Below are 13926 nucleotides of genomic sequence, written 5' to 3'. Positions count from 1 at the left end.
AATCCATCGCGCGCCGCCTAACATGGTATTTGCCTCATGAAAAGCGTTATGATCGTTTATCACTCAGATCGCATCGGGCAGCGGGTCGGTACGATCCAACCGGCGGACATATAGCACTGCCAAAAGACCCGCAAAGCTGCTGCCGCACATCATGCTCAGCACCAGATAAGGCCCGTTTTCGGGGTTTACGAACGTCCCGGTCATCATGGTCAAGACCGCCCCCAGCGCCACGATCAAAGCGCCTGATAATCCAGCCGCGCTGCCGGCTAGTTTCGGACGTACCGACATCACCCCGGCCGAGGCATTTGCATTGGTCAAACCATTTCCGAAACCAACGCAGATGGCGGATCCAAAAAACACCCAGACCGAGCCCATATTGCCGATGAACAGCAGCAGCCCGCAAAATGGCCCAACCGACGCCACGACCCGACCGAACAAGATCATTGTCGTCAGCTGGGTGCGCTTTGCGATGCGCCCGGTGACAAAGTTGCCGACCATAAACCCGCCCGTGATGATACCGATGCCCAGACCCAGCATTGCTGGGCTCAGGTCGAACCAGGCTGCGGCGACCAATGGCGCGCCGGTGATAAAACTAAAAAAACCGCCGATGGAGAACGCGGCGCATAAGGCGTAACCCCAGAACCTACGCGCGCGGAACAAATGCGGGTATTCCCGCATCTGCGCCGCGAAAGTCGACGAGCGGTTGGTGTTGGTTTCACCCATGTCAGCCCAAAGCAGCAACAGCACCCCTGCCCCAAGCAGCGAATACAGCACGAACCCGGCCCGCCAACCAAAAAGCATATCCAGTGCGCCGCCCAGCATTGGCCCGAGCATCGGTGCCAGTGCCATGGCCATTGCGACGTAGCCGAGCTTACTGGCGGCCTCGTTTGGTGGATATCGGTCGCGGATCGAAGCACTCGACAGCACCGGCCCGGCCACCACCGCCGCCTGAATCATCCGAAACGAAAGGAAAACCCAGATTGACTCGGCTAAGACGCATCCAATTGATGCGGCGACAAATATGACCATCGCGATCAACAAGACAGGTCTTCGCCCGTAGCGATCCGACAGCGGCCCGACGATCAACTGCAAGACCGCCGAGACAAATAGGTACCCTGCGACGGCCACGTTCATCAGGCCATAATCCACGCCGAAATCTTCGCTCATATGCGCCAGCGACGGCAGGAACATATTCAGTGTCAGAACCGAGAGCGCCGTTGCAAAGATCAGCGTTATCAGGGTCGGAGGAGATTGAGCCGCACGCATATCGAAACCGTTTGGAAGACGAACCGGAACAGCGCTAACACATTGCTTCTGGCTTGAACATGGTGACCTCTGGCGGCGTCTTGGATGCTCTGATAAGAGCGCCTCATGCTACGGATCGAGAACATCACATACGCCGTTGAAGGCCGTCCTCTGTTCGACGAGGCCAGCGCGACCATTCCCGATGGCCACAAGGTCGGCCTTGTCGGGCGCAATGGTACCGGAAAGACGACGCTCTTTCGGTTGATCCGGGGCGAGCTGTCGCTGGAATCAGGCAATATATCCCTGCCCAAACGTGCGCGGATCGGGGGCGTGGCGCAGGAAGTGCCATCCTCGGATGTCTCGCTAATCAACACGGTTCTGGCCGCGGATGTGGAACGCAGCACATTGATGGCCGAAGCAGACAGCGCGACAGATCCGGACCGGATTGCTGAAATCCAGACACGGCTGGCTGATATTGATGCTTGGTCGGCTGAGGCTCGGGCAGCCTCGATCCTCAAAGGACTGGGCTTTGACGATGAGGATCAGCTGAAACCCTGTTCGGATTTCTCGGGCGGATGGCGCATGAGGGTAGCGCTGGCGGCCGTACTGTTTTCGCAGCCTGACCTGTTGCTGTTGGACGAACCGACCAATTATCTGGACCTTGAAGGTGCGTTGTGGCTTGAAAGCTATCTGACCAAATACCCTCACACCGTCATCATCATCAGCCACGACCGGGGGTTGTTGAACCGCGCCGTCGGATCAATTCTGCATCTCGAAGATCGCAAGCTGACTTATTACGCGGTTCCCTACGACAAATTTGCCGAACGTCGCGCTGAACGTCTGGCACAAGCAGAGTCGGAAAACGCCAAGGCCAAGGCCCGCATCGCACATCTGCAAAGTTTCGTGGATCGTTTCCGCTATAAGGCGTCAAAGGCCGTACAGGCCCAGTCTCGTTTGAAGATGATCGAGCGCATCCAACTGGTTTCAACTCCACAAGAGGCGGCTTTGCGCGCCTTTTCATTCCCCGAGCCAGAAGAACTGTCGCCACCGATCATTCAGCTTGAAGGAGGCGTGACCGGTTATGGTGAGACCGAGGTTCTGCGACGACTGAACCTGCGCATTGATCAGGATGATCGCATCGCTCTGCTGGGCAAGAATGGTCAGGGAAAGTCAACCCTTTCAAAACTGCTATCTGACCGCCTACCCCTGATGGCAGGTAAAATGACCCGAAGCTCCAAGCTGCGCATCGGCTATTTCGCGCAGCATCAGGTAGATGAGCTGCATGTTGACGAAACACCATTGGATCACCTGCGCCGCCTACGCCCAAATGAAGCACCCGGCAAGTGGCGCTCGCGTCTGGCGGGGTTCGGATTGAACGCGGATCAGGCAGAAACGCTGGTCGGTCGCCTGTCGGGCGGACAAAAGGCGCGCTTGTCGCTACTGATCGCCACCATCGACGCGCCGCATATGCTGATCCTCGACGAACCGACGAACCATCTGGACATCGAAAGCCGCGAAGCGTTGGTCGAAGCGCTGACTGCCTATTCCGGCGCGGTCATCTTGGTCAGCCACGACATGCATCTACTGTCGCTTGTCGCTGATCGGCTATGGCTGGTCTCGGATGGCACCGTGAAGCCATTCGATGGCGATCTTGAGGCCTATCGCGCTCTTTTGCTGGCCCGCGAGAAACCGGTCAAAGATAAACTACAGGCGCCCAAACCCAAACGTGCGTCACGCGAGACCGTATTGGCCCTGCGTGCGGATCTGCGCAAATGCGAAGACCGGGTCGAGAAACTGACCAATATGCACGACAAGCTTTCTGCCAAGCTGGCCGATCCGGCGCTTTATGAAGATGACCGGATCAACGATCTGGAAACCTGGAACCGCAAATTCGCCGAGGTGGTCGAAGCCATGCAAAAGGCTGAAGCCCTATGGGTCGCCGCCGCAGAACGGTTGGAACAGGCAGAGAGCGCAGCATGATCGACATTGCCTTTTTCATAACGGCTTTCACCACGATGTTCGTGGTGATTGACCCTTTCGGCACCACGCCAATTTTCGTTGCCTTGACGCAGGACATGGATGCGGCCACACGCCGTAAGATTGCCATTCGCAGCTGCCTGACCGCAGTTTTCATCCTGATCGCCTTTGCCGCTTTTGGTGAAGCGGTTCTTGGATTCGTCGGCATCTCGATGGAAGCCTTCCGCGTTGCAGGTGGCGCGCTTTTGTTTCTGACTGCGCTGGACATGCTGTTCGACCGCCGTACCAAACGCCGCGAGGACCGCGCCGAGGAAGAAGATCATTCTGACCCTTCGGTGTTCCCCTTGGCCATACCCCTGATCGCGGGCCCTGGATCGATCGCAACAATCATTCTTTTGGCCGGACAAAACCCGGGCGTCCCTGGGATCGCAGCGGCCTGCGCTGTTATGCTTGCCGTCATGTTGGTTGTATTTGTGTTCTTTCTGGCCGGAGGCATGATCGCCCGTATTCTAGGTAAGACCGGGCTGAACGTGCTGACACGGCTGCTGGGTATGCTGCTGGCTGCACTGTCGGTTCAGTTCATTCTTGATGGCCTCAAAGCCTTTGGTTTCGCCGCATGAAACACCATATTGGTATGAGACAACTGATTTCGGGTGATTGAATGGACGGCTACGATATTGGGCGATTGACCTATCTGGTTTTGCTGGGTGCTGCCCTGTTGATGTGGTTTATCACTCAGAACCGTCAGTCGTTGGGAAAAACCATGCAGCAGGTCGCGGCATGGGTGTTTATCTTTATCGGTGTCATTGCCGTTGTCGGATTGTGGGATGACATCCGTTCAACCGTCAGCCCGACCCCGCAACTGACCGTAACTGATCAGCGGATTGAAGTGCCCCGCTCTTATGATGGACACTACTATTTACCAATGCTGGTGAATGGCACAGCGGTGACCTTTCTGGTCGATACCGGGGCCAGCAATATCGTCATCAGCCCGAAAGATGCCGAACGAATTGGAATCGATACGGATCAATTGAACTATCTCGGCCGCGCCTCGACGGCCAATGGCATTGTGCGTACAGCGCCGGTTCGGCTGGACAGCCTGTCTTTGGGCCCCATCACCGATCGCGATATCCCGGCCTCGGTCAATGAAGGCGATCTGGGTCAATCCTTGCTAGGGATGGCGTATCTGCACCGCTTTTCGAACATCCAGTTCGCAGATGGGCGTCTAATCCTGTCGCGTTGACCGCATTCCCCCAATTGAGAACAAAATGAGAACATGCTAATTTGATCAGCATGTCCACCAATCTTCTTGGCCGCAAGCCCGCGCGCACCCCACCCGGGGTGGCCCTGCACCCACAGATCAGTCTGCAACTGGCCCGTGTACACGAAGCCTGCGGCCCTGCCCGGCGTAGCTTTGCTCTGTGGGTGGCGGCGCAGACTCAAGGGCCAGTGATGTGGATTGCCCCGGCTTGGGAGGTGGCGCAGCTGCATCCCGAGGGCATGCTGCCTTTTGCCGATCCGTCCCGGTTTCTGCTGATCCGCCCTGACAAACCCGAAGACCTGTTGTGGTGCATGGAAGAAGCCTTGCGCAGCGGTGCCGCCCCGTTGGTCATTGGCGATTTGCCCGGCCCGCCGGGTCTGACCCCGGTCCGGCGGATGCATCTGGCTGCCGAACAGGGCGGCATATCGGGACAGGCTCCGCTGGGGCTATTGCTGACGCCTGACGATGGTGGCGCACAGGGGATTGAGACGCGCTGGCATATGGTGCCCACCTATCGGGACGAGGCCTGCAGTTGGTGTCTGACCCGCCGCCGCGCCCGCGCCCTGCCCCCGGCTAGTTGGCACGTGACGCGGGCTGCTCCTCATTGCGGACTGCAGTTAAAGCAGATCAAATCCGAAGACGCCCCGATGATCACATAACTTGTGACTGGCCAAAACCGGACTTGCCCCCTAGCGTGCCGGCATGACACACCCGATCCATGACAGCCGATATTCCTGGCTTCGCCTGCTGATCACCCTGGCCATCGCAACCGTGGTCAATGTGGGCATGTGGGCTGTGATCGTCGTCATGCCCGCCATCGAGGCCGAGTTTGGCGCGGACCGAGCCGCAGCGTCGATGCCCTATACGCTCGCCATGATCGGCTTTGCCTTCGGCAACATGTGGCTGGGCAAGCTGGTGGACCGACTGGGCGTGACAATGGCGTTGATCGGCGCCGCTGTGCTGAGCGCGGTAAGCTATCTGCTGGCAACCCTTGCGCCGAATATTGCGCTGCTGTCGGTTGCGCATCTTCTGCTGGGGCTCGGCACGTCAATCGGATTTGGACCGCTGATCGCCGATATCTCGCATTGGTTCATGCGCAGGCGAGGGATTGCCGTGGCACTGGTGGCCAGTGGCAACTACCTGTCGGGCGCGATCTGGCCCACGCTGCTGTCGGGCATTCTGCAGCGCGACGGGTGGCAGCAGGTTTATCTGAGTCTCGCCGTCATCACCCTGGTCGCCGTCATTCCTCTGTCCCTGCTTTTGCGCAGACAGGTCCCCGTCGAGGCGCATGGCACGGCAGCAGCGGCAGCACAGGTCAAAGCACAAAGCGTCGGCTTTTCACCCCGCGCCCTGCAGTACATCCTCGGGCTGGCTGGTATCGGCTGCTGCGTGGCCATGTCGATGCCCCAGGTCCATATTGTCTCCTATTGTGTGGGCTTGGGCTATGGCCCGGCCGTTGGTGCCGAGATGCTGTCTCTGATGCTGTTGGGCGGCGTGGTTAGCCGCATCATCTCGGGGCTTGTCGCGGACCGGTTGGGAGGGCTTTCAACACTGCTGATCGGCTCGGTCCTGCAATGTATCGCTCTGTTCCTGTTTCTCCCTTATGATGGGATGGTTTCGCTTTATGTCGTCAGCATGCTATTCGGGCTGGCCCAGGGTGGTATCGTCCCCAGCTACGCGCTGATTGTACGTGAATATATGCCCCCGCAAGAGGCCGGTGCGCGCGTGGGTTTTGTCATGATGATGACTATCCTCGGCATGGCTCTGGGTGGTTGGATGTCGGGCTGGATCTATGACGTGACTGGCAGTTATCAGCTTGCTTTCATCAATGGCATCCTTTGGAACGGGCTGAACATCGCAATCGTGCTGATGCTCATGAAACGCTCGCGCCCGCGCGGTCGCACGGCAATGGCATGAGGAACCTTACCCGACGCAGCCTGATTGCAAGCCTTTGCGCGTTACCAATGGCACGGGCAGCGATGGCCGCCCTCACCCCATATGCGCTGGCAGCATCGCGCAGTTCCGTTGGCTTCACCTATGATTTGTCCGGCGCGCTTCAGACGGGCACGATACCAGTACAGTCGGCCCAAATTCTGATTGATACCAATCGCTTGCAAAACAGCCGGGTCGATGTCGTGCTGGACGTGGCCCGGGCGCGGACGAACCTACCATTTGCCCGAGGTCCGATGTTAGGAAAAAGTGTGTTGAACGCTGCCCAATACCCCACCATCCGTTTCATCACGACTAAGATTCAGCTGGGACCCACTGGCCGTATCTCGGAAGGTGCAACCGTGACCGGCGATCTGACAGTGCGCGGTATCACGCGTCCGGTGACTTTGAGCGCCAACCTGTATCGGAGACCGGGAAGCGCGGTGGATGATTTGGACACCCTGTCCATCCGGCTAGAGGGGGCGATCAATCGAAATGAGTTTGGCGCGTCTGGATATCCTGATCTTGTACAACCCACGATCGGCCTGGACATCCACGCCGAAATCATCCGGCAGGATTAACCACAAAAAAGGCAAAAAACGACGTCAGGGCGTCGATTAGGCGCGCGCATTTCGTGGCGACAAGGTCAAGTTGCACCTATCATGCGTACGATCATTTCATTTGCCGCCCTCTTTCTTTCGGTCATTCTGCTGCAACTCTCAACGGGCGGTGTTGGTCCGCTGGATGCAATCTCGGGGCTGACGCTTGATTTTTCGACCGAACAGATCGGTCTGCTGGGGTCATCGCACTTCATTGGGTTCTTTGTTGGTTGCTGGTGGGCTCCGCGGCTTATGGGCAGTGTCGGGCACTCGCGCGCATTTGCGGTCTGCACCGCTTTGGGCGCGATGGGGTTGCTGGGGCATACGCTGACTGAAAACCCTTATGTCTGGGCCGCTCTGCGTATCGCGTCGGGCACCTGTGTCGCCGGTTGTTACACCGTGATCGAGGCTTGGCTTAACGCCAAGGTCACCAACGAAACCCGTGGGCGCGCGATGGGCACCTACCGTATCGCCGATATGGGGGCCTCGCTTTGTGCACAGCTTATCATTGCTGTTCTGCCACCCGCCTCTTACGTTTCATACAACCTGCTTGCGATCCTATGCTGTGCATCGATCTTGCCGCTGGCCCTAACTCGCGCCAGCCAACCCAAGACACCGGACACCCCGCGCCTGCGTCCCAAGCTGGCCTGGCACAGCTCACCACTGGCTGTGGCGGGCGTTATCGTGGCTGCGCTTAGCTCGGCATCATTTCGCATGGTCGGCCCGGTATACGGTCAGGAGGTCGGACTGGGCGTAGATCAGATTGCATTCTTTCTGGCCTCTTTCGTTCTGGGCGGCGCACTGGCCCAGTACCCCTTGGGTTGGCTCGCAGACAAGTATGATCGACGCTGGGTGCTGATCTGGCTATCCGTGGCAGCGGTGCTAAGCTGCGGTGTCACGATGTTGGCTAGCGGAACTGGAACGGTCGGCGTTATGCTGGCCGCCGGGTTCTTTGGCCTGACCACGTTTCCGATTTTCTCGGTTTCCTCGGCGCATGCGAATGATTTTGCCACGACCGAACAACGCGTTGAATTGGCAGCGGCCTTGATGTTCTGGTACGCGCTGGGGGCGATTGCATCGCCCTACATCTCATCCACGTTGATCCAGCAATTCGGCCCTGGAGCCCTGTTTGCTTTTGTTGCATTGGGTCATGTGTTTCTTATTGTTTTTGGCCTCGCCCGTATGCGCTCGCGCCCGACGCCCGAGAAACGGACGAATTATGTCTATGCTCCGCGCACATCCTTTACCATCGGCAGGCTGCTCAAGGGTTCTCGCGAAAAGCAATGAAAAAGGGCCGGGAAATCCCGGCCCTTCTGTTTTACTGCTGGACCGCTGGCCCATGGCCCTCGACCACGTCGACCACCTCATCTGGATCCACGGTGCTCTCAAGCGCACCGTTCACCACGCCCCCGACGCCGTTCTCCATGGACAAGCCAAGCTCTTCGCCCAGTTTCTTGAGCGCTGGCATCTGCACGGCCATTCCCATGATCGAATCCAACGCCTGATTGACAACCGGCTTTTCACCGCTTGAAACACCACCACCATTGGCAGCTCCGATCCCACCAACCTGATGGATTTTGATCGAGTCGATTTTTTCGGCCGGTTTGACCATTTCCGAGATGATCGAGGGCATGGTTTCAATGCGGGTCAAGTCGACCTTCATCCGGATCTGCTCAGGTGACAGGGCATTGTCGGCCTCTACGATCGCACGCTTACCTTCCGCCTCGGCCAGCATGTCGTTCTTCTTGGCCTCGGCGCGAATGTTCAACGCGTCTGCTTCGGCCTGCGCTTCCTCGCGGCGGGCTTCGGCGCGATCTGCGGCGGCCTCTTTCTCGGCCTGCGCTGACAAACGGATCGCGGTGGCCTGACGTTCGGCCTCACGGGAGGCTTCAATCAGAACAATCTGCTTCTGGCGCTCGGCCTCGGCCACTTCGCGCGCCGTAGCCACGGCTTCGGTTGCTTTGGTCGCCTCGGCTCGAGCCAGATCGGCGGATGCGCGTGCGCGGCTTTCCTCTTCGGATTTCTGCGCGATGATGATCTGGCGTTCCTGTTCCGCGACTTCGATCTCACGCTCTTTGGCGATCTCGGCATCGCGGATCTTGCGCTCGCGCTCAATCTCGGCGGAACGAATGGCCTCTTCACGGGCAATCCGGGCGCGTTCGGTTTCGCGTACCGAGTCTTCAGTTCGCGCAGCGATCTCCGCCTCTTGCGCCACACGAAGAGTTTCCACCTTCTGCGCCTGCTCGATGCGCGCCTGCTGTTCGTCCTGTTCGATCAGCAACTTCTGACGCTCCGCTTCCATCGCCGCACGACGCACCTCAACCTCGGCCTCGGCGTCGATCTGCGCGCGTTCTTTTTTGGATATGGCGATCACCTCGGCCAGCTTACGCATACCCACGGCGTTAAAGGCGTTATTCTCGTCCAGAGCCTCGAACGGGGTCTGGTCCAGCGCGGTCAGCGAGACGGACTCCAGCGAAAGACCGTTCTTAAGCAGGTCCTCGGACACCGCATTCTGCACCTCTTGCACAAAGTCGGCGCGGTTTTCATGCAGACCGTCCATGGTCATCTGAGCGGCCACAGCGCGCAGACCGTCGATCAGCTTGCCTTCGATCATCTCACGTAGTTGCTCGACGTCAAAGGTGCGATCACCCAGCGTTTGCGCGGCGCGTGCGATGCCCTCTTCAGTCGCCATCACCGAGACGTAGAATTCGACACCCACGTCGACACGCATCCGGTCTTTGGTGATGAGCGCGGCCTCACCGCTGCGCTGCACCTCAAGGCGCAGAGTCTTCATGTTGACCGGGCTGACTTCGTGCAGCAACGGTACGATGATGACGCCGCCATCCATAATGACCTTTTTGCCACCCGCGCCGGTTTTCACCAGGCTGATCTCGCGCGTGGCGCGTCGATAAAGGCGGCCAAGTACAAGGCCTATGAACAAGAGTACGGCTAAAATAGTCACAACTGTAATGGCCAGGAATGATAGTTCCATGCAATATCCTCCGGATTGGGGTTAAGATTTTTTGGTTAAACTGACATGCGAACCAGAACGAACCGGTCGCGCCGTCGATCACGCAGAACAAGGACTTCTGTTCCCTGCTCCAGCGAATCTTTGTCCTGCAACGGCTCTGCGCGCAGGTAGTGCGTGTTGCCAAAGCGATCCATGACGCGGACTTCGGCTGGACGGCCTCGCGATGCGATACCCTGAGTGATCACGCCACGGCGGCGGGCCAGCATCCGTTCCGACATCGCTTCGGTTTCGGTTTTGGGCAGGAGGCGAGCGAAGACACCACCAAAGCCACGTGCGAACCATAGGCCGAATACTCCGGCCGGAATCGCGGCCAACCATGCAGGTAAGTCAAAGCCCAGCAGATCACGCAGCGCCAGTTGCAGGCCTATGCCACTCAGGCCGAAACCAGCCAGCAGCACAACGAGCCAGATCATGAATGGCATCTTGCCAATGCCCAACCAGCCAAACGGGCCGACGGGCGTAGCCGCAGGCACATCGGTTTCAATTTCGGCCAGTTCCAAGTCACCCAGATCGATGTCGGCGTCGATATCCAGATCAAAGTCGGCGACGTCCAGATCGGGCGCGTCGACCATGTCCAAATCAACCTCGCCCTCGCCTGCCAGAAGACTTCCCCCGAAAACCAATGCGATCAGTTCAAGGCCCAGAAGACCGAACAAAAGCGCAAGCGCCAAGGTAAAGGGCACAAATGCGCCCTCTAGTAAAAAGTCGAACATCAGCAGATTGCCCTCGTTATTGTATACCTTTGTATACACTACAAATGGGAAGTCATTGCTACAATTTCAAGAGGTTGTGATTCTGTGTTTCAACCTGAGGTTATTTACATCCAAATGTCAGTTACAATCTGCAACCATGACATTAAGCTCAATTTCTTTCGCCCGTGCGAAACGTATTACCTGTTCACACCTGCTGGAGTAATTCTCTAATCGGTGGGCTTTGGCGGTGGTGCCGGGATCATTTCATCCAGGATCGATCCCGCCTCATATCCCAGCAGGTCAACCCGCATCCGTTCAGGGTCTCCGAACACCCATGCACCAACATGCCTCTGCATTCGAACGTATCCGGCGTATCCAGCCAACGCGTCGTTCCCGTGTGCGTTCTCAGCGAACAGAACCTGCCCGGCAGCAACCTTTTCCGGCATCACGCGCTGTAGGTACAGTAGCACGACATTGACGTCTTTGACGCTGGAGCCGCCGTGATGCACCACATACATCTTGGCCCACTCCACTTCGCTTATGGCTGCGCGTGCATCGGACACGGCGGTATGAAGTGCGTTCAACTCCGCACGTGCAGATTTCTCCATATTCTCTGCCCAGATGGGCCGCATGTCGTTGATCACCTGCGAAACCGTTTCACGTGTGATCTGATCCTTGTCGAGTGCACCTTGAGCAAATGCCCGGGCTGTTTCGAGCATTTTGCGCTGGCTCGCCAAGTCGTCCTTGGCTATGTCCAGTTCGTCCAATGCCGCAAGAAATACATCTATCTCATTGATGATAATTGCAAACTCCGCCTTCCAGCGCTCATCATCGGTATTTTCATCAGGCCATGGAGTCACCGCCCCGATCAATCCCAACACAACATGCGACGTGGACTTCAGATGTTGATAGGTTGGCGCATCCCTTGGATAGCTCGCCTCTCCGTCTTCGGTCATGACTGTGACATCACGTGCGATAATCATGACGGGCCGGGTTTCAGCCGTCAGCGCATCCTGGCCACGGTGAAAGATCGAGAGCATAGCGTGGTCAAAAGCATGCACCGGATCATCTGTGGCGCTCTGGTCGGCGATGGCGCTGGCGGTAAATACAATAGCTGCAACGGCGGCACAGCAGCCCATCCATAAACTCTGCATAATGAAATTCCCCCTAAGCTGGGTTCTCCTGATCATCATACACCATTGGTACGCACGGTGCGAAATCGCTGACGAACGCGACACAAACTCGCGGGAATGCACGAAGTCGCGTAGTAATACCCGTTAAATTCAAGCGTGTATGAATGCGGGCTTTTGCTTACTGGCCACATAAGGTAGACGAGCGCGCAGACAGATACGTGGAAGCGCATTATGGCCCGAATTCTCATCACCTCGGCGATCCCTTACATCAACGGGATCAAACATCTCGGCAACCTGATCGGCTCGCAATTGCCTGCCGATCTGTACGCTCGCTATCAGCGCGGCCGGGGCAATGAGGTCATGTTCCTGTGTGCAACCGACGAGCACGGCACCCCGGCCGAGCTGGCCGCCGCCAAAGCGGGCAAACCGGTGGCTGAATATTGCGCTGACATGTACGCAGTACAGGCCGATATTGCCAAGCGCTTTGGCCTGAGCTTTGATCACTTTGGCCGCTCGTCCAGCGATCAGAACCGTAAACTGACCCAGCATTTCGCTGGCAAACTGGATGAGGCCGGGCTGATCCGGGAAGTCAGCGAAAAGCAGGTTTATTCCAACGCCGATGGCCGTTTTCTGCCCGACCGCTATATCGAAGGCACTTGCCCCAATTGCGGTTATGAGCGCGCGCGCGGTGATCAGTGCGAAAATTGTACCAAGCAGCTAGACCCGACCGACCTGATCGAGCCCCGCAGCGCGATCAGCGGCTCGACCGATCTTGAGGTGCGTGAGACCAAGCATCTGTATTTGCGTCAATCCGCAATGAAAGATCAGTTGGACGCGTGGATCGACAGCAAGACAGACTGGCCGATCCTGACAACCTCGATCGCCAAGAAATGGTTACATGATGGCGACGGCCTGCAGGATCGCGGCATTACCCGCGATCTGGATTGGGGTGTACCAGTCAAGAAAGGTGATCAAGATTGGCCCGGCATGGAAGGCAAAGTCTTCTATGTCTGGTTCGATGCCCCCATTGAATACATCGCCTGCGCCAAGGAATGGGCCGACGCCAATGGTAAGTCTGATGCCGATTGGGAACGTTGGTGGCGCACCGACAAAGGCGCAGAAGATGTGCGTTACGTTCAGTTCATGGGCAAGGACAATGTGCCCTTCCACACCCTGTCTTTCCCGGCCACCATTCTGGGATCGGGCGAGCCCTGGAAGATGGTCGACCACCTGAAATCATTCAACTACCTGAACTATGACGGTGGCCAATTCTCGACCTCACAGGGCCGTGGCGTGTTCATGGATCAGGCGCTGGACATTCTGCCCGCCGACTACTGGCGCTGGTGGCTGTTGAGCCATGCGCCAGAAAGCAGCGACAGCGAGTTCACATGGGAGAACTTCCAGCAGTCGGTGAACAAAGATCTTGCGGATGTTCTGGGTAACTTTGTCAGCCGGATCACTAAGTTCTGCCGCTCGAAATTCGGTGAAGCAGTGCCCGAAGGTGGTGCGTATGGCGAACGTGAACAGACCCTGATTGCTGAGCTTACTAGACGAGTACGTGCCTACGAAGGCCACATGGAAGCGATGGAAGTGCGCAAATCCGCGCAAGAGCTGCGAGCGATCTGGGTCGCGGGCAACGAGTATCTGCAGGCTGCCGCACCATGGTCTACCTTTAAGGAAGATCCTGCGCAGGCTGCGGCGCAGGTGCGGCTGGGGCTGAACCTGATCCGCCTCTATGCAGTTCTGAGCGCGCCGTTCATTCCCGATGCGTCTGCAAAAATGCTTAGCGCGATGAACACACTCGATACCAGCTGGCCCGAAGATATCGATGCCGCGCTGCGCGCCCTGCCCGCTGGCCATGAATTTTCGGTTCCCGACGTGCTGTTTGCCAAAATCACGGACGAACAGCGCGAAGACTGGCAGAATCGGTTTGCGGGAACGCGTGAATAACAACAAAATTCGATTTATGAATGCCGCAGCGGAGCCCTGAAACGTCTCCGCTGCTGGTTTTTGGCAGAGAAAATTCGCCCGCCCCAATTGACATCGGGCAGATAAACGC

At 57.7% G+C, this 13926-nt stretch carries 12 protein-coding genes; 8 read left to right on the top strand and 4 right to left on the bottom strand.

The annotated features are described in order from the left end of the window. Positions 1–63: 63 nt before the first annotated feature. A complete protein-coding gene (locus ACR0BT_RS01140) occupies positions 64–1266 on the bottom strand; it encodes a multidrug effflux MFS transporter (protein WP_480762361.1) in 1203 nt (400 codons plus the stop codon). A gap of 105 nt (positions 1267–1371) precedes the next feature. Between ACR0BT_RS01140 and ACR0BT_RS01135 the strand changes: the two genes are divergently transcribed. From ACR0BT_RS01135 to ACR0BT_RS01105, 7 genes are all read left to right on the top strand, one after another. Continuing rightward, on the top strand, positions 1372–3225 hold the full coding sequence (locus tag ACR0BT_RS01135; RefSeq protein ID WP_480762360.1) for an ABC-F family ATP-binding cassette domain-containing protein: 1854 nt from the start codon (positions 1372–1374) through the stop codon (positions 3223–3225). Then, entirely contained in the window at positions 3222–3842 is a 621-nt protein-coding gene (locus ACR0BT_RS01130) for a MarC family protein (protein ID WP_480753479.1), read from the top strand. The genes ACR0BT_RS01135 and ACR0BT_RS01130 overlap by 4 nt, the downstream gene beginning before the upstream one ends. A gap of 41 nt (positions 3843–3883) precedes the next feature. Further along, positions 3884–4465: a retropepsin-like aspartic protease family protein gene (locus tag ACR0BT_RS01125; protein WP_170465448.1), complete on the top strand. Its 582-nt coding sequence runs from the start codon at positions 3884–3886 to the stop codon at positions 4463–4465. A gap of 50 nt (positions 4466–4515) precedes the next feature. Further along, positions 4516–5142 carry a hypothetical protein gene (locus tag ACR0BT_RS01120; RefSeq protein WP_170393325.1) on the top strand — a complete coding sequence of 209 codons (627 nt, stop codon included), beginning with the start codon at positions 4516–4518 and terminating at the stop codon, positions 5140–5142. A 43-nt stretch (positions 5143–5185) separates the two neighbouring features. Next, positions 5186–6400 (top strand): MFS transporter, encoded by a 1215-nt coding sequence (locus ACR0BT_RS01115; RefSeq protein ID WP_170510795.1) that lies wholly within the window; start codon positions 5186–5188, stop codon positions 6398–6400. Between the two features lie 47 nt (positions 6401–6447). Next, a complete protein-coding gene (locus ACR0BT_RS01110) occupies positions 6448–6993 on the top strand; it encodes a YceI family protein (protein ID WP_480762358.1) in 546 nt (181 codons plus the stop codon). Positions 6994–7074: 81 nt separating this feature from the next. Beyond that, positions 7075–8298 (top strand): MFS transporter, encoded by a 1224-nt coding sequence (locus ACR0BT_RS01105; protein ID WP_170421222.1) that lies wholly within the window; start codon positions 7075–7077, stop codon positions 8296–8298. Positions 8299–8329: 31 nt separating this feature from the next. On the opposite strand, the gene ACR0BT_RS01100 is transcribed toward ACR0BT_RS01105, so the two are convergent. The 3 genes from ACR0BT_RS01100 to ACR0BT_RS01090 form a co-directional block, all read right to left on the bottom strand. Further along, the gene (locus ACR0BT_RS01100; protein ID WP_480762357.1) at positions 8330–10003 is read right to left on the bottom strand and encodes a flotillin family protein; all 1674 of its coding nucleotides are present in this window, start codon (positions 10001–10003) and stop codon (positions 8330–8332) included. 35 nt (positions 10004–10038) lie between these two features. Continuing rightward, complete coding sequence (locus ACR0BT_RS01095) at positions 10039–10755, bottom strand: OB-fold-containig protein (RefSeq protein ID WP_170731962.1); 717 nt, start codon at positions 10753–10755, stop codon at positions 10039–10041. A gap of 206 nt (positions 10756–10961) precedes the next feature. Beyond that, entirely contained in the window at positions 10962–11888 is a 927-nt protein-coding gene (locus ACR0BT_RS01090) for a hypothetical protein (protein ID WP_480762356.1), read from the bottom strand. Between the two features lie 210 nt (positions 11889–12098). Between ACR0BT_RS01090 and metG the strand changes: the two genes are divergently transcribed. Continuing rightward, complete coding sequence (gene metG / locus ACR0BT_RS01085) at positions 12099–13817, top strand: methionine--tRNA ligase (protein ID WP_480762355.1); 1719 nt, start codon at positions 12099–12101, stop codon at positions 13815–13817. Positions 13818–13926 lie beyond the last annotated feature (109 nt).

It is taken from the genome of Ruegeria sp. CJ6 (assembly GCF_056536665.1).
The sequence above is the reverse complement of the archived record's forward strand: the minus strand, read 5'-3'. Positions and strand labels throughout refer to the sequence as shown.